At 51.7% G+C, this 21052-nt stretch carries 18 protein-coding genes; 10 read left to right on the top strand and 8 right to left on the bottom strand.

All coding sequences use genetic code 11. The annotated features are described in order from the left end of the window. Positions 1-49: 49 nt before the first annotated feature. The 3 genes from EB241_RS07735 to EB241_RS07725 form a co-directional block, all read right to left on the bottom strand. Positions 50-403: a DUF1496 domain-containing protein gene (locus tag EB241_RS07735; RefSeq protein ID WP_124232623.1), complete on the bottom strand. Its 354-nt coding sequence runs from the start codon at positions 401-403 to the stop codon at positions 50-52. Beyond that, positions 400-2313, bottom strand: a complete 1914-nt coding sequence (locus tag EB241_RS07730) for a DNA topoisomerase III (protein WP_124232622.1) — start codon at positions 2311-2313, stop codon at positions 400-402. The genes EB241_RS07735 and EB241_RS07730 overlap by 4 nt, the downstream gene beginning before the upstream one ends. 272 nt (positions 2314-2585) lie before the next feature. Further along, entirely contained in the window at positions 2586-3137 is a 552-nt protein-coding gene (locus tag EB241_RS07725) for an NAD(P)H nitroreductase (protein WP_124232621.1), read from the bottom strand. A 194-nt stretch (positions 3138-3331) separates the two neighbouring features. Between EB241_RS07725 and sppA the strand changes: the two genes are divergently transcribed. The 3 genes from sppA (at position 3332) to pncA (ending at position 6912) form a co-directional block, all read left to right on the top strand. Then, on the top strand, positions 3332-5188 hold the full coding sequence (gene sppA, locus EB241_RS07720) for a signal peptide peptidase SppA (protein ID WP_124232620.1): 1857 nt from the start codon (positions 3332-3334) through the stop codon (positions 5186-5188). 82 nt (positions 5189-5270) lie between these two features. Beyond that, positions 5271-6287, top strand: a complete 1017-nt coding sequence (gene ansA, locus EB241_RS07715) for an asparaginase (protein ID WP_124232619.1) — start codon at positions 5271-5273, stop codon at positions 6285-6287. Positions 6288-6297: 10 nt separating this feature from the next. Then, a complete protein-coding gene (gene pncA / locus EB241_RS07710; protein WP_124232618.1) occupies positions 6298-6912 on the top strand; it encodes a bifunctional nicotinamidase/pyrazinamidase in 615 nt (204 codons plus the stop codon). Between the two features lie 5 nt (positions 6913-6917). Here the strand turns inward: pncA and EB241_RS07705 are convergent, their stop codons facing one another. Continuing rightward, positions 6918-7196 (bottom strand): YeaC family protein, encoded by a 279-nt coding sequence (locus tag EB241_RS07705; RefSeq protein WP_124232617.1) that lies wholly within the window; start codon positions 7194-7196, stop codon positions 6918-6920. A 5-nt stretch (positions 7197-7201) separates the two neighbouring features. After that, entirely contained in the window at positions 7202-7612 is a 411-nt protein-coding gene (msrB, locus tag EB241_RS07700) for a peptide-methionine (R)-S-oxide reductase MsrB (protein WP_124232616.1), read from the bottom strand. Positions 7613-7953: 341 nt separating this feature from the next. Here msrB and gapA point away from each other — a divergent pair, with 341 nt between their 5' ends. Both gapA and EB241_RS07690 read left to right on the top strand, forming a co-directional pair. Beyond that, positions 7954-8949 (top strand): glyceraldehyde-3-phosphate dehydrogenase, encoded by a 996-nt coding sequence (gapA, locus tag EB241_RS07695; protein ID WP_124232615.1) that lies wholly within the window; start codon positions 7954-7956, stop codon positions 8947-8949. 66 nt (positions 8950-9015) lie between these two features. Next, on the top strand, positions 9016-9894 hold the full coding sequence (locus tag EB241_RS07690) for a D-hexose-6-phosphate mutarotase (RefSeq protein ID WP_124232614.1): 879 nt from the start codon (positions 9016-9018) through the stop codon (positions 9892-9894). Between the two features lie 46 nt (positions 9895-9940). Here EB241_RS07690 and EB241_RS07685 read toward each other — a convergent pair whose 3' ends face one another. The 3 genes from EB241_RS07685 to EB241_RS07675 all read right to left on the bottom strand — a co-directional run bounded on the left by EB241_RS07685 (position 9941) and on the right by EB241_RS07675 (position 13055). Then, on the bottom strand, positions 9941-11176 hold the full coding sequence (locus EB241_RS07685; protein ID WP_407644262.1) for an MFS transporter: 1236 nt from the start codon (positions 11174-11176) through the stop codon (positions 9941-9943). A gap of 198 nt (positions 11177-11374) precedes the next feature. After that, positions 11375-12226, bottom strand: coding sequence for an aldo/keto reductase (locus tag EB241_RS07680; protein ID WP_199737333.1), 852 nt, complete (start codon positions 12224-12226; stop codon positions 11375-11377). A 79-nt stretch (positions 12227-12305) separates the two neighbouring features. Then, complete coding sequence (locus tag EB241_RS07675) at positions 12306-13055, bottom strand: MipA/OmpV family protein (protein ID WP_124232613.1); 750 nt, start codon at positions 13053-13055, stop codon at positions 12306-12308. 424 nt (positions 13056-13479) lie between these two features. Between EB241_RS07675 and yeaG the strand changes: the two genes are divergently transcribed. The 5 genes from yeaG (at position 13480) to wbaP (ending at position 21020) form a co-directional block, all read left to right on the top strand. Then, complete coding sequence (gene yeaG / locus EB241_RS07670) at positions 13480-15414, top strand: protein kinase YeaG (RefSeq protein ID WP_124232612.1); 1935 nt, start codon at positions 13480-13482, stop codon at positions 15412-15414. A gap of 71 nt (positions 15415-15485) precedes the next feature. Continuing rightward, complete coding sequence (locus EB241_RS07665; RefSeq protein ID WP_124232611.1) at positions 15486-16757, top strand: YeaH/YhbH family protein; 1272 nt, start codon at positions 15486-15488, stop codon at positions 16755-16757. Positions 16758-17123: 366 nt separating this feature from the next. Beyond that, positions 17124-18851 carry a potassium/proton antiporter gene (locus tag EB241_RS07660; protein ID WP_124232790.1) on the top strand — a complete coding sequence of 576 codons (1728 nt, stop codon included), beginning with the start codon at positions 17124-17126 and terminating at the stop codon, positions 18849-18851. Between the two features lie 77 nt (positions 18852-18928). Further along, complete coding sequence (locus tag EB241_RS07655; protein WP_124232610.1) at positions 18929-19162, top strand: DUF1480 family protein; 234 nt, start codon at positions 18929-18931, stop codon at positions 19160-19162. Between the two features lie 391 nt (positions 19163-19553). Further along, entirely contained in the window at positions 19554-21020 is a 1467-nt protein-coding gene (gene wbaP / locus EB241_RS07650) for an undecaprenyl-phosphate galactose phosphotransferase WbaP (protein ID WP_124232609.1), read from the top strand. Positions 21021-21052: the final 32 nt, after the last annotated feature.

Genomic DNA, 21052 nt, shown 5'->3' with positions numbered 1-21052 from the left:
AGAGTTCAGCCTGTGATCGCCGCTCCCGGTTGATCCACCGGGAGCGGCGTTATTGCCTGAGGGCTTTCCAGACCAGATTATTGGTGCCAAAAGAGTGCTCATCACGGACGCACTGCAACAGCACGCCGTCCATCTTCACCACCGATCCCTCTGTATAGCTACGATCCTCATAGGTACAGCAGCGCTGGCATGGAGGCTGATTGCCATGCTGTCCACGTGTCCAGGCTTCGGGCGGCATATCCACCACCACATTGCCGCGGCTGGCGTTACTGCTGTACCCTGAACCACCATCATTGGTGCCGTTCACCTCACCCACGCTCACATCGTCAGACTGCTCAGCCGCCACCAGCGGTTGAGCACAGAACAACAGTACGCTCACCATCATCACACTTTTAGTTATCATTCTGTCTCCTTTGCTTTGGTTGACCTGCGCTTGGGGTTGCTCTTTTTCGGCGCGGTCAGGCCTCGAAAAGCATGGGCGGCAGGTTGCTGCCTGGCCTGCGATATCAGCTGATGTAGCGTCTCCACCAGCGGCTGCATAAAACCCTGGTAGCTACAGGCTTTCTCACTGATTTTGGTCAGAGTGGATTCCCAGTGAGCGGTCATATCCGGCCGGGCCGCCATTTCAGGAAGCGAATGGATTAGCGCACGCCCGGCGGGGCTGGAATGAATATAGCGCCCTTTCTTGAACAGGAACGTTCGTTTAAAAAGCAGCTCAATGATTCCGGCGCGCGTCGCCTCTGTCCCTAAACCATCGGTCGCACGCAGTACTTTCTTTAGATCTTTATCCTGCACAAATCGTGCAATACCGGTCATGGCCGATAGCAGCGTGGCATCAGTAAAAGGCCTGGGGGGCTGGGTTTGCTTTGCCACCACCTCAGCATCTTCACAAAGAAGCTCATCACCTTTTGCCACTACCGGCAACGGTGTACCATCATTTTCTTCGTCACGTTCTTTACCACCCAACAATGCGCGCCAGCCTGCCTCTGCCAGAAAACGAGCTTTGGCAACAAATTTCCCGCCAGTGATATCAAGCTCGATCACGCATTTGCGGTACACGGCATCCTGACAGAACTGCATCAGATACTGAGTGGCTATCAGACGATATATGTTGTTCTCATTTTCGGACAGTCTGATGTTATTACTGCGTGCCGTAGGGATAATGGCGTGGTGGGCGTCCACCTTTTTGTCATCCCAGCAGCGATTTTTGCGATCCGCATCAAAATCAGCAGGGATCGTCAGGCCATGCTGATGAACATTAATCGCGTTCAGTACTGCATGCCTTCCTGCAAAATGCTCGTCCGGCAAATAGCGACTGTCTGAACGGGGATAGGTAATTAACTTATGGGTTTCATAGAGTTTCTGGCAGGTGTCCAGTACCGTTTGCGCACTTAAACCAAAGCGTTTTGCTGCCTCAATTTGCAGGGCAGACAGCGAAAACGGCAGCGGCGCCGTTTCATTTTCCCGTTTGTCGTTGTAGCTGGTCACCAAGGCCAGCTGCCCAATGATACGACTCACCACATGCTCCGCCAGCGGACGATGTAACAGTCGTCCTTCCTCATCCTGATAAGGCTCACAGGATTCACTTGGCTGCCACAGCGCTAAAAAACGTTCATTCTGGGGCGTGACAATGTGCGCTTTTACCTCAAAGAAATCTTTCGCCACAAAGTTTTCAATCTCTTCATCGCGCCGAACCACCAGCCCAAGAACCGGTGTCTGCACGCGCCCCACCGAAAGCACTCCGTCATAACCGGCATTACGACCCAGCAGCGTGTATGCCCGGGTCATATTAATGCCATATAACCAGTCTGCCCGCGCCCGCGCCAGTGCCGAGACACACAAAGGAATAAACTCGCGGTTCTCCCGCAGGCGTGCGACGGCACGCTCAACCGCAGCCGGATTGAGATCGTTAATTAAGCAGCGACGCACTTTTCCACGTTTTTCCGACGGCAGCGCCAGATAATCCAGCACTTCATCCACCAGTAGCTGTCCTTCGCGGTCGGGGTCACCGGCGTGGATTACTTCACTGGCCTGGTCAAGCAGCCCTTTAATCACCTTAAGCTGTTTTGCCACCGAAGGCCGTGGCTGTAACTGCCACTTTTCCGGCACGATGGGTAAATCGCCCAGCGACCAGCGGGCAAAGCGGCTGTTGTAACAGTCGGGCTGAGCCTGTTCCAGCAGGTGACCCACACACCAGGTCACCGCATAATCGTTACCACAGGCAATGTAGCCATCTCCCCGTCGGTGAGGTTTAGGCAACACATCAGCAATGGCACGGGCGAGGCTGGGCTTTTCAGCTATAAACAGACGCATCTGGTAGTGATGTCCTTCAGAAAACGGCGTTAACGACGGTAGCAGGCTTACAGCCGCTCACTACCTGCTGTTGGCCTGCCCGACCACACGGCCGGGTAGCAGCAGAGAGCAAAGTGGATGGCGGAATGTCACAGACTATCGTGCTGCAAATTTTACCGTCCCTATGGTAGCGCGGATAGCGGATCGTAGTAAGGCTACGGTAATTCAAATGCTCATAATCACGGCAGTATGCAGAGCTTCAGCGCCCTGCACGTATCAGAAACACCTGTATTTCAGAAATAGCTGACAAAAGAGGTGGTATCCGGTGGGATAACCGTTTTGGCGGCTTTCAGTTGCGGGGTGCCAAGATAGAGGAAGCCGACAATAGCGTCCTGCTCGCGACAGTGAAACGCTTCACGGACGGTCTGATGTTCTGTCCATGCGCCACTACGCCAGATACCGTTAAATCCCTGCGCCACCGCCGCCATCTGCATCGCCATCACCGCACATCCGGCGGAAATCAGCTGCTCCCAGCGAGGCACTTTATGATTTTCTTCACAATGGGCCACCACGGTAATAATCATTGGCGCACGAAAAGGCGCCTGTCTGGCTTTTTCTGTTGCTTTATCGTCCATGTTATCCTGACGGGCTGCTTTTTCCAGCAACTCGCTGAAACGCTGACGCCCCTCATTTTCGATAACGATAAAACGCCATGGCTGAAGGGCTTTATGATCGGGCGCGCGCATCCCCGCCCGCAGAATATTTTGCAACGCTTCACCTTCCGGTGCCGGTCCACTCAGACGTGAGGCGGAGCGACGATTAACCACCAGGTCCAGTGCATCCATAATTGTCTCCTGATAATGATTTTTATTCTGCTGAAAACTAGCACAGGATGATGATTTGTTACAGCATCAGGCTTTTTCCTGCTGACAATTGCTCCGCCGATAATTAGGATGTCTCCATCCCAATCCGGTTTGCGCCATCCTGCCCTGGATTTGCACCACGCAACCGGCTTTTTTATCGCAATAATGGAGAACTTATGCGAATTTTGTGGCGAGCAATCGCTGGTGTTTTTAAATGGACGTGGCGACTGCTTAATTTCGTCCGGGAGTTTATCCTCAATCTGTTCCTGATATGCCTGATCCTGATTTGTGCGGGGATCTATTTCCAGTACACCAAAGCCAGCTCCCCGGCGGAAGTACAGAAAGGTGCACTGATTGTTGATCTGAGTGGCACGGTGGTCGATAAACCTTCCGTCAGTAATAAACTCAGCCGGATCGGACGTCAGCTTCTTGGCACCAGCAGCGACCGCCTGAAAGAAAATTCGTTATTCGATGTGGTGGACGCCATCCGTCAGGCAAAGGGCGATGCAAATATCACCGGCATGGTGCTTGATCTGCGTGACTTTGCCGGCACTGACCAGTCTTCCCTGCAATATATTGGTAAAGCCCTGCGTGAGTTCCGTGACAGCGGCAAGCCGATATTCGCCACAGGCGACAGCTACAGTCAGGGGCAATACTATCTTGCCAGCTTTGCCAACAAAATTTATCTCTCGCCACAGGGCGTGGTAGATCTGCACGGCTTTGCCACCAATGGCCTTTACTACAAAGCCCTGCTGGACAAGCTGAAGGTCTCCTCCCATGTTTTCCGGGTTGGCACCTATAAATCGGCCGTGGAGCCTTACCTGCGTGATGATATGTCACCGGCAGCCCGCGATGCTGACAGCCGCTGGATTGGCGAGCTGTGGCAGAATTACCTCAACACGATCGCCGCCAACCGCCAGTTAACGCCTGAACAGATTTTTCCGGGTGCTCAGGGCGTGCTTGATGGGCTGAACAAAGTGGGTGGCGATACGGCCGCTTACGCCAAAGAGAATAAGCTGGTTGATGAGCTGGCATCCCGGGCGGTGGTAAATCAGCAGATGAGCAAAATATTTGGCTGGGACAAGCAGACCAACGATTTTAAGGGAACCAGCATCTACGATTATCAGGTGAAGGATAACAGCTCTGCCGACGGTAATATCGCTGTGATCCTCGCCAATGGCGCGATCCTTGACGGCGACGAAACGCCGGGTAATGTGGGTGGCGATACCACCGCACAGCAGATCCGCCAGGCTCGCCTGGATCCAAGGATCAAAGCGATTGTCTTTCGCGTTAACAGTCCCGGTGGTAGCGTAACGGCGTCAGAAACCATTCGGGAAGAGCTTGCGGCGGCAAAAGAAGCCGGCAAACCGGTGGTGGTATCAATGGGTGGCATGGCAGCATCCGGTGGTTACTGGATCTCCACGCCAGCGAATTACATTTTTGCCAGCCCCAGTACGCTGACCGGTTCTATCGGTATCTTCGGGGTGATTAACACCATCGAAAACACGCTGGATTCCATTGGGGTACATACCGATGGCGTTTCAACCTCACCGCTGGCAAACGTGGCAGTCACCCGCGCCTTACCCCCTGAAGCTCAGCAAATGATGCAGCTGAGCATTGCCAACGGCTACAAAAATTTCATTGACCTGGTGGCCAATGCCCGCGGAAAAACGCCAGAACAGGTTGACCAAATTGCTCAGGGCCATGTCTGGACTGGCAGCGATGCCAAAGCCAACGGTCTGGTGGATGCGATGGGCGACTTTGACGACGCCGTGACAAAAGCCGCCGAACTGGCGAAATTACACAAGGGCCAACTGAGCTGGTATCAGAACGAACCGGGCCTTTTCGACCTGTTATTCAGCCAGATGAACGCCTCGGTTCAGGCTGTGCTTCCGGGTGCGTTAAAAGCCTGGTTGCCCGCGCCAGTCGCCGAGGTAATGGTGACAATGAAAAACCAGCCGGGCCTGTTCGATAACCTTAACGATCCCCAGAACCGCTATGCCATCTGCCTGACCTGTAGTCAGATAAAATAGCCGTACAGCCCGGTAATAACACCGGGCTGACTTTTGGTGGACTTCCCTTACACTTCGCCTTGCGCTAAGTCTGAGTTATTCAATGCACAAGAAATCAATTTACGTTGCCTATACTGGCGGAACCATTGGTATGCAGCGATCCAGCCATGGCTATATTCCGGTGTCGGGCCATTTGCAAAAACAGCTCGCTGCTATGCCAGAATTTCATCGGTCTGAGATGCCGGATTTCACTATTCACGAATACCAGCCATTAATCGATTCGTCCGACATGACACCGCAGGACTGGCAATCGATTGCCGATGATATCAAGGCCAATTACGATAAATACGATGGCTTTGTTATCCTTCACGGCACTGACACCATGGCATTCACCGCATCAGCCCTGTCTTTTATGCTGGAAAATCTCGCCAAGCCGGTCATTGTGACAGGGTCACAGATACCTCTGGCAGAACTGCGCTCTGACGGCCAGCAGAACCTGTTGAATTCGCTGTTTGTGGCGGCCAACTATCCAATCAATGAAGTGGCGCTGTTTTTTAACAATACCCTCTATCGCGGTAACCGGACCACCAAAGCCCATGCCGACGGCTTCAACGCTTTCGCCTCGCCTAACCTTCCCCCACTGCTGGAAGCCGGTATCCATATCCGCCGTCTTAACACCCCCGCCGCGCCGACAGGCCAGGGATCATTGAAGGTGCGCCCGGTTACCCCACAGCCCATTGGCGTGGTGACGCTCTATCCGGGAATTTCAGCCGACGTGGTAAGTAACTTCCTGCGTCAACCGGTAAAAGCACTGATCCTGCGCTCCTATGGCGTCGGCAACGCCCCTCAGGATCCGGCATTTCTGCAGGAATTGCAGGACGCTTCATCACGAGGCACTGTGGTGGTCAATCTGACACAATGTATGTCTGGCAAAGTCAATATGGGAGGCTATGCCACGGGTAATGCGCTGGCGCTGGCAGGCGTTATCAGCGGCGCGGATATGACGGTAGAAGCAACGCTCACCAAACTGCATTTTCTGTTAAGTCAGGACCTTTCCAGCGAACAGATTCGCCAGCAGATGCAGACCAATCTGCGTGGTGAACTCACCCCAAATGAGTAAGGAATCAGTCATGACCAGCCAGCACGCGCTTTTACTGATCGATCTGCAAAATGATTTTTGTCCCGGCGGCGCACTGGCGGTTGGCGAAGGCGATCGTGTGATCGCCATCGCCAACCACTATGCGGCTGAATTTCGTCAGCGGAATCGGCCAGTGGTGGCAACGCTGGACTGGCATCCTGCCGGACATGGCAGCTTTAGCTCTGCGTCCGGCCAGCCAGCATGGACACAGGGTGAACTGGATGGCCTGCCACAAATCTGGTGGCCCGATCATTGTGTGCAACACTCAGAAGGCGCAGCGCTACACCCCGTTCTGCACGAACATTTGATCAGCACAAAAATCTACAAGGGTGAAGATGTGAAAGTGGACAGCTACAGCGCTTTTTTTGATAACGGACACCGCCGTCAAACCCTGCTGGACAGCTGGCTGAAGCAGCAGCAGGTCACTGCCCTGACGGTGATGGGACTGGCAACGGATTATTGCGTGAAATACAGCGTTCTGGATGCGCTGGCACTGGGCTATACCACTACCGTTATCGCTGCGGGCTGCCGGGGCGTGGATTTACAACCGGGAGACAGTGAGCGTGCCCTTGGTGAGATGGCTGCTAAAGGCGCCATCATCGTCTAAGCAAATTACCGCAGGCGGATGTGAGTCAGCGTGTCATCCGCAATGCCAAACTCTTCCTTGAGCTGCTTTTTACTCTTTACCACCAGTTCGCCGCCCTTGCCTACCGTCATGTGCTGTGGGTGCTCGTTATGGTGAGCCTGCCAGAGCAACACCAGTTGCAGGCTGTTCTCCTTCTGTTCCGGCGTCAACGCCACACCATCAGCCCATTTGCCTGTTTCCACAGCGGTAACCAGACGTTGATAAACATCCGGCGTCATCGCTGCGATCATCTCATCCAGCACCATTGCAGCTACCCTTTAATATTTTTGCCATCATCATCAGTGAAACTCAGTGAGGCTGAGTTAACGCAGTAGCGTTCGCCCGTGGGTTGAGGTCCATCAGGAAACACATGCCCCAGATGGGCGTCACAGTGACCACAACGAATTTCAGTTCGCTGCATACCGTGCGAATCATCCGCAAGATACCTGACAGCCTTATCACTGCAGGGCTGATAAAAGCTGGGCCAGCCACAACCGGAATCGAATTTGCTATCGGAAAAAAACAACGGAGTTCCACACAGCAGACAGTGATAAATCCCCTGAGTTTTGTTGTGTAACAGCTTGCCAGAGAAAGGCGGTTCAGTGCCACGTTCCTGTGTAACATAGCGCTGCATGTCGGTCAGCCCAGTTTGTGTAACCGGAGGCTTAAGGTGATTAGCCATAGTAGTACTCTCAAACGATTTTGCTGAGAAAGATGCCAGCAGCAATAATAACAAACATTTAACACCATCAGCGGATTTTTTCAGCCAGGCAGAAGTCAGAAAGTATTCCTGAGGAAAAAATGTGATCCAGATCGCTCTTTAAGTGCAACCCCCCTTTATATTCAGGCAACGTGCCCCAAAATGATAGTTCACTGGCGGTCAGAGAAGATACAAAAGTGCCATAATTCCTGCTCTGAGGTTTGATTTGTCGCAACTATTGAACCGATTCCGCTTGACGCCTGATAAGGTTTTTGTAATTTTACAGCCAACCTTTTATTCACTAACAACAGCTGGTGGAATATATGACTATTAAAGTAGGTATCAACGGTTTCGGCCGCATCGGTCGCATCGTTTTCCGTGCTGCTCAGCAGCGTTCTGACATCGAAATCGTCGGTATCAACGATCTGCTGGACGCAGAGTATATGGCTTACATGCTGAAATACGACTCCACCCACGGTCGTTTCGAAGGCACTGTTGAAGTCAAGGATGGACACCTGGTTGTTAACGGTAAAACTATCCGTGTTACCTCTGAGCGCGATCCGGCTAACCTGAAATGGAACGAGATCGGTGTTGACGTGGTTGCTGAAGCCACTGGTATCTTCCTGACTGACGAAACCGCACGTAAGCACATTGAAGCCGGTGCCAAAAAAGTGGTGCTGACCGGGCCGTCCAAAGATGACACCCCAATGTTTGTTATGGGCGTGAATCACAAGTCATACGCTGGCCAGGAAATCGTATCAAACGCATCCTGCACCACTAACTGTCTGGCACCGCTGGCAAAAGTTATCAACGACAAATTCGGCATCGTTGAAGCACTGATGACTACCGTTCATGCCACTACCGCAACGCAGAAAACCGTTGATGGTCCGTCTCACAAAGACTGGCGTGGTGGCCGTGGCGCTGCACAGAACATCATCCCTTCTTCTACCGGTGCAGCGAAAGCAGTGGGCAAAGTTATCCCTGAGCTGAATGGTAAACTGACCGGTATGGCGTTCCGCGTGCCAACGCCTAACGTTTCTGTGGTTGACCTGACGGCTCGTCTGGCCAAACCTGCCACGTACAAAGAAATCTGTGAAGCGATCAAGTCTGCTTCCCAGGGTGAACTGAAAGGCGTTCTTGGCTACACTGAAGATGAAGTGGTTTCTACCGATTTCAACGGTGAAAAACTGACCTCTGTGTTCGATGCCAAAGCGGGTATTGCCCTGAGCGACACTTTCGTTAAGCTGGTTTCCTGGTACGATAACGAAACAGGTTATTCGAACAAGGTGCTGGATCTGGTTGCTCACATCGCTAAATAAGCACGGTGAACAAACCATAAGGGCGACTTCGGTCGCCTTTTTTTTTGCTGAAAGAAAGGACTGTTGATGAACGAGACACTTTTTTCTCTGCCGGTGACAGAACAAATCACCCCCTGGATTTCGTTGCGCAAAATTGGCGAGTTGCCGGTACTGGTGATTATCCATCCTGAAGTACGTGCCGCGGTGACCTTACAGGGTGCACATCTGATCGCCTGGCAACCATCAGGTAATAAACCCGTTATCTGGCTGAGTGACAAAACGGCCTGGACCCGGGGCAAGGCCATACGTGGGGGCGTCCCCATTTGCTGGCCGTGGTTTGGCCCGGCGGGTGAACCGGCGCATGGTTTTGCCCGTACACAGCCCTGGACGCTCTCTGCCCATGATGAAAATGAGCAGAGCGTGATCCTCACGCTGATGCTGAAAAGCAATCCGCAGACGCTGAAGCTGTGGCCGCATGAGTTCACCCTTATCGCGCGTTTCCGCTTCAGTGAACGCTGTGAGATTGAACTGGAAGCCCACGGCGATTACGACGCCACCGCAGCGCTGCACAGCTATTTCTGCGTAGAGGATATTGACGGCGTGGAAGTCAGTGGACTTGGCAAACCATACATTGATAAGGTCAGTGGTGATGTTATCAGCCATTGTGCTGATGGCAAACAGACTTACCCACAGCGTACTGACCGCATCTACACCCAGCCGGAAGATTGTAGTGTCATCAGGGACAGCGCAGGTAAACGTGTGCTGGAGATTTATCATCATTATCACAGTGACGTTGTCACCTGGAACCCTGGCGCTGAACTCTCCTGTGCAATGAGCGATATGGCAAACGAAGGATATAAAACCATGGTCTGCGTGGAGACAGCACGTATATCCTCACCATTGCACAGCGCCGGAGAAACCCCGGCCAGGCTGGCAGCGACATTCCGGTTACGTAAAGAGCAATAAACCGGCAAAGGCAGCTGCCAGCGACACCACTCCGCTATCGTTTAACTCAGGACCCGGCCTGCTCTCCCTGACCGAGCAGTCTGATCGCCGGAACCAGACTGGTTGCCAGGGTGGCAAAAAACACAGCGATGGCGCAGCCAGCCAGTACCCTACTGCTGCCCAGATGTATCGCCAGGGGGCCCGCAGCAAGTTCGCCAAGTGGGATCGCAACGAAAGATCCCATCGCATCCCAGGCATAAATGCGGGCCAGCTTGTCAGCAGGAATACGTGTTTGCAGATAATGCGACCAGACCACGCCAAACTGACCAAAGCCAATGCCGGCAAGAAAAAAGCCGCCGATTAGCAATGGAGAAGGCGCTGCCACACTGAGTAGCAACATGGGTAAGGCACAAAGCGCAACCAGCATTACCGCAGCCAGCATATCGCGTCGTGGGCGCCATTGCAGGGCAAGACACGAGCCTGCAATCAGTCCCACACTTTGCGCGGCAATCATCATCCCCCAGGCCGTGCGTCCGAAGGAAGCATCCGCCACGACGGGTCCCAGCACCATCACAATACCGCTAAAGGCGGCATTCACGATGGCAAACTGAGCGACAATGGTCCAGATCCACTGGTGAGCAATAAACACCTTCCAGCCATCACGCAACTCATGCAGAAGATTGCCTTGCGGGGACGGAAAGTGTTGCGAGTTTACCCGAATCAACAACCAGAGTGGTGTGGCCGCGGCAAAACCCAGCGCATCAACAGCCAGTCCCCACCCCGGACCAATAGCGCTGGTCAGCATCCCACCCAGCGAGGCACCGATGACCGTGCCACCATAAACGCCCAGCTGAATGAAGGCATTCGCCTGCCTCAGCCTCTCAGCCGGAACCGTCTGCGGCACCATTGCCGCTGAAGCCGGCAGCGCGATACCCGCCGCCGCACCGTTAACCATGCCCAGTAATGCCAGCGCGGTGACCGTGGCCATGCCATCAAGTACCAGCCACGCCACTGTCCCCTGAGAAATAGCCGCCATCGTGGAGGCAATGAACAGTACCCGGTTACGTGAATAGCGATCGGCCAGAACACCACCAAGCAGTAAGAACATCACATTTAACAGCGAGCGTGCTGCCACCACCATGCCCAGATCGGCTACCGAACCACCAATATCCAGCACGGCGAAAGCGAGCGCTATCGGGGCAATGCCATTCCCGGTGACGGTGAAAAAACGTGCCAGAAACAGGTGTCTGAAGGGCGCGTATTGCAACGCATGACGCTTCACTGGCGGTTCTCCACGCCAGATGATGCGCGTAACGGTAAGATTTTGATGCTGTTTGTGGCGGGAATACCGTGCGATATTTGTGCGCAAAACTGCTGTTTTTTCATTCCTTTACCCTGACGAAATATCCATTACTGGCGTACCTGATGTATGCACCCAACGGTCAGTCGGGTCTGACAACGAAAACGCGTATGTTGCCAAAAATTACCCTCAACCCTGTGCTTATACCATCTCCAGCGGCATTTTGTGCTGCGGCGCGGGAAATGCCTGGTTGATCAGCATCAGTTCCTCATGATTCAGTACAACGTCCAGAGCAGCTGCATTTTCAGCCACATGCGCAACTGAACTGGCTTTGGGAATTGCCATTACGCCCTCCCCACGGATCGCCCACGCCAGCAGGAGCTGTGCCAGACTGATACCTTTCTGTTGTGCTATTTGCCGCAGAATCGCATTTTCCATCAGTTGACGTTGCAGCCTGCCCCCCTGTGCCAGCGGACAATAGGCCATCACCGGGATTTGAAGCTGCTGACACTGAGGCAAAAGATCATATTCAATACCGCGGGAAGCAAGGTGATACAGCACCTGATTAGCCATACAATCACTACCACCCGTTTCAGCGAGCAGTTCTGTAATGTCTTCGCTGTCAAAGTTGGAGACGCCCCAATGCAGAATTTTGCCCGACTGTTGCAGGGATTGCATTGCGGTTATGGTCTCCGTCAGGGGTACATTACCCCGCCAGTGCAACAGGTAGAGATCCAGATAATCCGTCTTTAAACGCCTCAGGCTGCGTTCACAGGCTTTCACAGCATCCATTGCACCGGCGTTCCAGGGATATACTTTCGACACCAGCCAGGCTTTTTCCCGACGCCCTTTAAGCGCGTCACCCACCACCGTTTCGGCCTCACCTTCTGCGTACATTTCAGCGGTATCGATCAGCGCCAGTCCTCTTTCGAGGCCAGACTGCAGTGCCATCACCTCCTGTTGACGCTGGCCGACGTCCTCACCCATATGCCAGGTGCCCTGCCCGATTGCCGGTAACATTATACCAGCGCTGAATTTCACCCTTTTCATCATTTGCTCCTGCACCAGTTTATCTCACCATCATCATGCGAAAGGGCGTTGAGCGCCCTTTTATAGTGCAAAAAACGCCAGGTCAGAATGTGTAACTCACCCCGGTCCATACCGACAGCAGAAAATCATTATTCACCATTGGGCTGTCTTTTACTGCACTGCCCGGATGAGTGTAACGCCCGGAAAGTGTGGCGTTCCAGCGGGGAGTCAGTGACCATGATGCGGTCATTTCGAGATAAGGATCCCAGCTGTCACCGGCATCGTAACTGGCCAGGCTACTGCGGCGGGACTCCTGCTTTGAAATACCGTAATAGTAATTATTCTGCTTCGCACTGCTGTAAACCACGCCCAGACCGGGTGTCAGGCTGAAGTTCCCCATTTGGAAGCGATAAAGCCAGGCAACATCCCACTGATAGCCGTTACTGTTGCCCAGCGCGTCGCCCACCAGCGATGTGCGCACCATCCCCCAGTCGGCAATGTGACGATAATCCAGCCCGGCCATCAGGGTCATATGACGATTATCAAGTTTTTTCAGTTGATTATCATCAGTATGGTCGGTATCGAATCCCTGTGGCGATCCCATAACCGTTAACGACAGTTGATCCTGCCGATCTTTCCACAGGTAATAACCCGCCTGTACACTACGGAAATAAACGTTGTCGCCCTCATAATTGATTATGGGCAGAGGAAAATAGCGCCCTTCACCACCTTTATATGGGCTCTGGCTGTAAATGACCGAAGCGCCAAGAGATAATGGGTTCGCCTGTGTTGCCACAGAGGCAAAACCGATTATTGAAGTCAGCGTGAGCGCGTTAACTTTGAAACAGTTCACAATTAATTCCATCAATATAACAATCAAAAAATGCAGTTTAACAGGCCCGCAATTTTACGCCGAAATTCAGGCGGTTCTTTCCCTGATTAATCACAGTCCACTGGCGCACACGCCGTGATTATACCAGCTTATTTACAAATATCAGCCAGACCGCATCCGTCAAGGGGACCGTGAACAAGGCTGAGACTTTGTTATTGAAATTTCATCAAAAAAGATATAAATGTCAGAAAAATTCTTAAATGCCAACTACGCTTTATTTACATAAGCTGATTTTTTACAAGTCCGGTAACCGCAGGCGTTATTTATTCCGATCAAAAAACGCCAGGTTGGCATAAGGGTTGCTGTGCTTAATATTAGTTCCTTCAGGGGCTGACACTTTTAGGCTCCTGTTACCTGTGCTAAAAACGAAAGGACGGGCATCGCTATGAATATATTCGATCACTATCGTCAGCGTTACGAAGCGGCCAAGGACGAAGAGTTCACACTACAGGAATTCCTTACCGTCTGTCGGCAAGATCGTAGTGCATACGCTAATGCGGCAGAGAGACTGTTAATGGCTATAGGTGAGCCGGTAATGGTTGATACCGCTCAGGAGCCACGCCTTTCGCGACTGTTCTCCAATCGGGTAGTTGCGCGTTATCCTGCCTTTGAGGAATTTTATGGTATGGAAGAGGCGATTGAGCAAATCGTCTCTTATCTGAAACATGCCGCCCAGGGCCTTGAAGAGAAAAAACAAATCCTCTATCTGCTGGGTCCTGTTGGTGGGGGCAAATCATCGCTGGCTGAGCGCCTGAAATCGCTGATGCAGCGTGTACCCATTTACGTGTTGAGCGCCGATGGCGAGCGTAGTCCGGTCAACGACCATCCCCTTTGCCTGTTTAACCCACAGGAAGACGCCGCCATTCTTGACAAAGAGTATGGTGTACCCCGCCGCTATCTCGGGACGATCATGTCGCCGTGGGCCGCCAAACGCCTGCACGATTTTGGTGGAGATATCTCACGTTTCAAAGTGGTGAAAGTCTGGCCTTCGATTCTCGAACAGCTGGCGATTGCCAAAACAGAACCCGGCGATGAGAATAATCAGGATATCTCGGCGCTGGTCGGTAAAGTGGACATCCGTAAGCTTGAAAACTATGCGCAAAACGATCCCGATGCCTATGGCTATTCTGGCGCACTGTGCCGCGCCAACCAGGGGATTATGGAATTCGTTGAGATGTTTAAAGCACCGATCAAAGTGCTGCATCCTCTTCTGACTGCCACTCAGGAAGGTAACTACAACGGTACAGAGGGTATCTCTGCTCTTCCCTTTAACGGGATAATTCTGGCGCACTCTAACGAATCAGAATGGGTCAGCTTCCGTAACAATAAAAATAATGAAGCGTTTCTGGATCGTGTTTATATTGTCAAGGTGCCTTACTGCCTGCGCGTGTCAGAAGAGATTAAAATTTACGACAAGTTGCTTGACCACAGTGAACTGACTCATGCGCCATGCGCCCCCGGCACGCTGGAGACATTAGCCCGTTTCTCAATTCTTTCACGCCTGAAAGAGCCTGAAAACTCAAGCACCTACTCCAAGATGCGTGTTTACGACGGTGAAAGTCTGAAAGACACCGATCCCAAGGCCAAGTCCTATCAGGAATATCGGGATTATGCTGGCGTTGACGAAGGAATGAACGGCCTGTCAACACGCTTTGCCTTTAAAATCCTCTCACGCGTGTTTAACTTCGATCATGCGGAGGTGGCAGCAAATCCGGTTCATCTCTTTTACGTGCTGGAACAGCAAATTGAGCGTGAACAGTTCCCACAGGAACAGGCCGAGAAGTATCTTGAGCACCTGAAAGGCTATCTGATCCCGAAATACGCTGAGTTTATCGGCAAAGAGATTCAGACCGCCTATCTTGAGTCCTACTCTGAATACGGGCAGAACATATTTGATCGTTACGTCACTTATGCGGACTTCTGGATCCAGGATCAGGAATATCGCGACCCGGATACCGGCCAGCTGTTTGACCGGGAATCGCTTAATGCCGAGCTGGAGAAAATAGAAAAGCCTGCCGGGATCAGTAATCCGAAGGATTTTCGTAACGAGATTGTCAACTTTGTGCTGCGCGCCCGCGCCCACAACAACGGCCGTAATCCAAACTGGACCAGTTACGAAAAATTGCGCACGGTCATTGAGAAAAAAATGTTCTCGAACACCGAAGAGCTGCTGCCGGTCATCTCGTTCAATGCAAAAACCTCTACCGATGAACAGAAAAAACATGATGATTTTGTCGATCGTATGATGGAAAAAGGCTATACCCGTAAGCAGGTCCGTCTGCTGTGTGAATGGTATCTGCGGGTGCGTAAGTCGTCCTGATACCAGACTCATAAGTGCCACAGGGGTCAGGGTAACCTGGCCCGGCTTGCAACGTTGTTTGGGGGAGAATTATGGCCTATTTTATCGATCGGCGTCTTAACGGTAAAAACAAGAGCGCGGTGAACCGTCAGCGCTTTTTACGCCGTTACAAGTCGCAAATCAAACAGTCGATCTCCGAGGCCATCAATAAGCGTTCGGTCACCGACATCAGTAGCGGCGAGTCGGTTTCTATTCCTGTTGATGATATCAACGAGCCCTCTTTTCATCAGGGCCGGGGCGGCCATCGCCATCGTGTTCACCCGGGGAACGATCATTTCGTGCAAAGCGACCGCGTTGAACGCCCTCAGGGCGGCGGTGGCGGCGGTAGTGGCCAGGGGAATGCCAGCCAGGACGGAGAAGGTCAGGATGAGTTTGTCTTCAATATTTCCAAGGATGAATATCTGGACCTGCTATTCGAAGACCTGGCTTTACCCAATTTAAAGAAAAATCAGCATCGTCAGCTTAACGAGTATAAGACGCATCGTGCCGGTTACACCGCAAACGGCGTGCCTGCCAATATCAGCGTGGTTCGCTCGCTGCAAAATTCGCTGGCACGACGCACCGCAATGACCGCCGGCAAGCGCCGAATGCTGCGTGAGCTGGAGAGTGAACTGGATGCGGTTCAAAAGGCTGAACCGGCACAGCTGCTTGAAGAGGAGCGGCTTAAAAAGGAAATTGACGATTTGCGTGCGCGCATCAGGCGCGTTCCCTTTATTGATACTTTTGATCTGCGTTACAAAAATTTTGAAAAGCGGCCAGAGCCATCAAGCCAGGCGGTAATGTTTTGTCTGATGGACGTTTCCGGCTCCATGGACCAGGCGACCAAGGACATGGCGAAACGGTTTTACATTTTACTTTATCTGTTCCTGAGCCGTACTTACAAAAATGTCGAGGTGGTGTATATCCGCCACCATACTCAGGCAAAAGAAGTGGACGAGCAGGAGTTCTTCTATTCGCAGGAAACTGGCGGCACTATCGTCTCCAGTGCCTTAAAAATGATGGATGAGGTGGTGAAAGAGCGCTACAACCCCGCACAGTGGAATATTTATGCAGCCCAGGCCTCAGATGGTGATAACTGGGCCGATGACTCACCACTGTGCCATGAGATGCTGGCTAAAAATATTCTCCCGGTAGTGCGTTACTACAGCTACATTGAAATCACCCGCCGCGCACATCAAACCCTGTGGCGGGAATACGAACACCTTCAGGCAATGTTTGATAACTTCGCCATTCAACATATTCGCGAGCCTGAAGATATCTACCCTGTTTTTCGAGCGCTGTTTCATAAACAGGTTGAAGCCTGATAGCAATGCGTTTAAAGCCAGTGGCCCCACTGGCTGTTTTTTTGTTAACAAGCGCGCTCCCCTTTTATCGTCTTCACTACGCTCAAATCAATGCCTGTTACGGTTTTGATGACGGCTTACTGTGCATCCCGCCTTTTCTCTTCCCAGTTTTTGTATTTCAATACCGCAAGTAACCTTATTTTTTTGTCGATGTTCAGTTAATCACCAACCATAATATTCAGATTATCATTAACTTGTATGCAAATAATTTCTCAAGCATTGATAAATAGCGTAGTCACAACCTTATTGCCAGAACTTTGACATTTGGTGCATTCTTACAACACACTGTTACCGCAGTTAATTTACCGTACACAGGAGAAGGCCTCATTGGACGCCAGCGCGATTTACAGTTTGTTTATTATTGGTTCAGTGCTGGTCGCAGCAAGCATTTTACTCAGCGCCTTCTCGTCCAGACTCGGCATTCCAATACTGGTGATTTTTCTGGCGCTTGGCATGCTGGCCGGTATTGATGGTATTGGCGGTATCGCCTTTGATAATTATCCCGCCGCTTATCTGATCAGTAACCTGGCGCTGGCAGTGATCTTACTTGATGGGGGAATGCGTACGCAGGCCAGTTCATTTAAGGTCGCACTCGGCCCCGCGCTTTCACTGGCAACCGTCGGGGTATTAATCACCGCCGGGCTTACGGGCATGGCGGCAGCATGGCTCTTTAACCTCAATCTGATGGAGGGCTTTCTGATCGGTGCCATTATTGGCTCAACCGATGCCGCCGCCGTTTTTTCCCTGTTGGGCGGTAAAGGACTTAATGAACGCGTCAGCGCCACGCTGGAAATTGAATCAGGCAGCAACGATCCAATGGCTGTATTTCTCACCATCACCCTTATCGACATGATCCAGCAGGGCCAGACCGGACTGAGCTGGATGTTCGTTGCGCACCTCGTTCAGCAATTTGGCTTGGGTATCGTGCTGGGTATCGGCGGGGGCTGGGCATTATTGCAACTGATAAACCGGGTTTCTCTTGCCACTGGATTATATCCATTGCTGGCAGTGAGTGGCGGTATTCTGGTGTTTGCACTGACTACCGTGCTGGAAGGCAGTGGTATTCTGGCCGTCTACCTGTGCGGCCTTGTACTTGGCAATCGCCCCATCCGCAACCGCTACGGTATCCTGCAAACTTTCGATGGTATGGCGTGGCTCAGTCAGATTGGCATGTTTCTGGTGCTGGGTCTGCTGGTGACACCCAGCGATTTGTGGAATATTGCCCTGCCCGCCATGCTACTGTCCGTCTGGTTGATTCTGGTTGCCCGCCCGTTATCGATACTGGCTGGACTGTTGCCATTTCGTGGTTTTAATCTGCGCGAACGATTATTTATCAGCTGGGTTGGCCTGCGCGGGGCAGTGCCAATCATTCTCGCCGTATTTCCGATGATGGCAGGTCTGCCGCATGCCACCCTGTTTTTTAATATTGCCTTCTTTGTGGTGTTGGTATCCCTGATGATACAGGGAACTTCCCTGGGCTTTGCTGCCCGCAAAGCACGGGTTATCGTTCCCCCTACGGCCTCGCCGGTTTCCCGTGTTGGTCTCGATATTCATCCTGAGAATCCGTGGGAACAGTTCGTTTATCAGCTTGGGGCGGATAAATGGTGTGTGGGTGCGGCGCTGCGTGACCTGCACATGCCCAGAGAGACGCGCATTGCCGCACTGTTTCGCGATAATCAGTTACTGCATCCCACCGGCAATACCCGGTTGAATGAGGGCGATGTACTTTGCGTCATTGGTCGTGAAAAAGATCTGCCAGAGTTAGGTAAGCTGTTCAGTCAGTCCCCCCCTGTGGCACTCGATCAGCGTTTTTTCGGCGATTTTATTTTACAGGCAGATGCCAGACTGCTCGCGATTTCAGAGATTTATGGTATTGAGCTTGAGGAAAATATTAATGTTCAACAGACGCTTGGCCACCATATAGCCGGAATGATTGGTGGTGCTCCCGTCGTTGGCGATCAGGTGGAATGGAAAAATATGCTCTGGACGGTTGCCGAGAAAGAAGGAAACGACATTATGAAGATCGGTTTAAGAATGGCTGAGAATAAAGAATAGCCCTGGTTATCATCGCTCGATTTGTGTGAAATAACGACTACGCTTAATATTCTTGCCTTAGCCGACTGGAGAATATCATGGGTCATGTCGTAAAGATCGGTCATTATGAAGTTATTGATGCAGAGCTGGGCAGACAGGAGGCGCAAACCATCAGTATTCCTTGCAAAACCAACCCGGGTCTGACCTGTCAGCTGGATGGCTGGGATGATGAAACCAGTGTGCCGGCCTGGATTGATGGTCAGACCGTAGATCTGGCTATCGGGCACTATGACCAGCAGCAGCATCGCTGGGTACTGAAGAAACCTGCCTGACTTTTTACCCCCACTCACCGTCGCAGATTTCCACCATGGTGAGTAGCTCGCTGTTTTGCCGGCAACGATTATCCTCGCGCCAAATGAAGACCAAATTTACTTATTTATTTTATTGTTTCTCACCCCGTTTCTGCTATTTCCTTTAAAAATCAACATGGAAATTTTAGGAATTACCCGTATTAACTAAGCCAAATCTCTCCTGCATACTTGCTGACGCTGAATGATAAAAATTGAAGTCTGACCAGGTTCAGCGTGCCCTTGTGAAAGTTATTACAAAAGAAAACACAACAATGAATTGAAACCAAAGGCGTTTAATTTGGTTCCCCAGCCCCTGAACGCGTGTTTGATCCTCGTCAGGTCACTTACTCCTTATGAAAAGAGAGCAGGTATTATGGCAAGTACTCTGGTGCTGAACGATCGACGTCGCGCCTTCAGCGGCACACGAAAAAACATTATTTCAAAGATAGCGTTAAGTCTTGCGGATTTAATTTCAATTAATCTTGCGCTGTTTTTATCAACGGCAACCGTGCAAGGGATTTGGGGTAATTTAGATATATTTATTCCACCTCAGCAAGTTAAGGTCCGTTTTATAGCTCAGTTTGTTATGTCTGTCGTTTGCACAGCATGGTTCTGGATGCGTCTGCGACATTACACTTACCGTAAGCCTTTCTGGTTTGAACTAAAAGAAGTACTCAAAACGCTGGTGATCTTTTCCCTGCTGGATCTCGCCCTGATTGCATTCTCCAAATGGGACTTTTCCCGCATGTTATGGAGTTTCACCTGGGCATACGCGCTGATCCTTGTTCCACTACTTCGCTCCGGTGTCAAAAACGCCATCCTTAAAGCAGGTCACTGGCAGAAACAGACCATCATCATCGGTTCCGGTAAAAATGCCCGTGAGGCTTACGCCGCGTTACAAAGCGAGGAGCTGCTCGGCTATGAAGTGAAAGCCTTTGTCGCTTCTAATAACCATAAGGGTGCGGAGAGTCTGCATGGTGTGCCGGTGATCACCGCGAAAGATATTGTCTGGGACACCATCGATCTTGAAAATACGCAGTTTATCGTCGCGATGGAGTATGAGCAGCAGGCCTTGCGTGATAATTGGCTAAAGCGACTGTCGAAAAAGAAATGCCGCTCGGTATCAGTGGTGCCTACCCTGCGTGGTGTGCCTCTTTACGGAACCGATATGTCGTTTATCTTCAGTCATGAGGTGATGATCCTGCGGGTCAGCAACAGTCTCGCGAAGCGTTCCTCACGCATTCTGAAGCGCGCGTTCGATGTGGTCGTTGCGTCATTGCTGCTGCTACTGCTTGCCCCGGCTTTTGGCCTGATTTGTTGGATGGTGGGCCGCGACGGTGGCAACAAAATCTATGGTCATGAACGTGTTGGCCAGGATGGCAAAAAATTTAAATGCCTGAAGTTTCGTTCAATGGTAACCAACTCGAAAGAAGTGCTTGAAGAACTGCTGGCAACCAGTGAAGAAGCGCGGGCTGAGTGGGATAAAGACTTTAAGCTAAAAAACGATCCCCGCGTGACCCGCATTGGCGCATTTCTGCGTAAAACCAGCCTCGATGAACTGCCACAACTGTGGAACGTTTTACGCGGTGAAATGAGTCTGGTTGGCCCTCGCCCGGTGATCGAAGCAGAACTTGAGCGCTATGCCGGTGATGTTGATTACTATCTGATGGCCAAGCCCGGTATGACAGGACTTTGGCAGGTGAGTGGCCGTAACGACATCGACTACGATACGCGCGTTTATTTCGATTCATGGTACGTGAAAAACTGGGCGCTGTGGACCGACATCGCTATTCTGTTCAAAACGGCCGGTGTGGTTCTGCGTCGGGACGGCGCTTACTGATAACAGAACACGGAAGTCACATGCCGACGGCA

This window comes from Erwinia psidii (assembly GCF_003846135.1).
Lineage (GTDB): Bacteria > Pseudomonadota > Gammaproteobacteria > Enterobacterales > Enterobacteriaceae > Erwinia > Erwinia psidii.
Note: the sequence above shows the minus strand (reverse complement) of the source record. Positions and strands in the feature narration are given on the sequence as shown.

Bases quoted from the DNA above. Each gene is read 5' to 3' on its own strand.
- EB241_RS07735 (WP_124232623.1), bottom strand. From the start codon at position 403: ATGATAACTAAAAGTGTGATGATGGTGAGCGTACTGTTGTTCTGTGCT.
- EB241_RS07730 (WP_124232622.1), bottom strand. From the start codon at position 2,313: ATGCGTCTGTTTATAGCTGAAAAGCCCAGCCTCGCCCGTGCCATTGCT.
- EB241_RS07725 (WP_124232621.1), bottom strand. From the start codon at position 3,137: ATGGATGCACTGGACCTGGTGGTTAATCGTCGCTCCGCCTCACGTCTG.
- sppA (WP_124232620.1), top strand. From the start codon at position 3,332: ATGCGAATTTTGTGGCGAGCAATCGCTGGTGTTTTTAAATGGACGTGG.
- ansA (WP_124232619.1), top strand. From the start codon at position 5,271: ATGCACAAGAAATCAATTTACGTTGCCTATACTGGCGGAACCATTGGT.
- pncA (WP_124232618.1), top strand. From the start codon at position 6,298: ATGACCAGCCAGCACGCGCTTTTACTGATCGATCTGCAAAATGATTTT.
- EB241_RS07705 (WP_124232617.1), bottom strand. From the start codon at position 7,196: ATGGTGCTGGATGAGATGATCGCAGCGATGACGCCGGATGTTTATCAA.
- msrB (WP_124232616.1), bottom strand. From the start codon at position 7,612: ATGGCTAATCACCTTAAGCCTCCGGTTACACAAACTGGGCTGACCGAC.
- gapA (WP_124232615.1), top strand. From the start codon at position 7,954: ATGACTATTAAAGTAGGTATCAACGGTTTCGGCCGCATCGGTCGCATC.
- EB241_RS07690 (WP_124232614.1), top strand. From the start codon at position 9,016: ATGAACGAGACACTTTTTTCTCTGCCGGTGACAGAACAAATCACCCCC.
- EB241_RS07680 (WP_199737333.1), bottom strand. From the start codon at position 12,226: ATGATGAAAAGGGTGAAATTCAGCGCTGGTATAATGTTACCGGCAATC.
- yeaG (WP_124232612.1), top strand. From the start codon at position 13,480: ATGAATATATTCGATCACTATCGTCAGCGTTACGAAGCGGCCAAGGAC.
- EB241_RS07665 (WP_124232611.1), top strand. From the start codon at position 15,486: ATGGCCTATTTTATCGATCGGCGTCTTAACGGTAAAAACAAGAGCGCG.
- EB241_RS07655 (WP_124232610.1), top strand. From the start codon at position 18,929: ATGGGTCATGTCGTAAAGATCGGTCATTATGAAGTTATTGATGCAGAG.
- wbaP (WP_124232609.1), top strand. From the start codon at position 19,554: ATGGCAAGTACTCTGGTGCTGAACGATCGACGTCGCGCCTTCAGCGGC.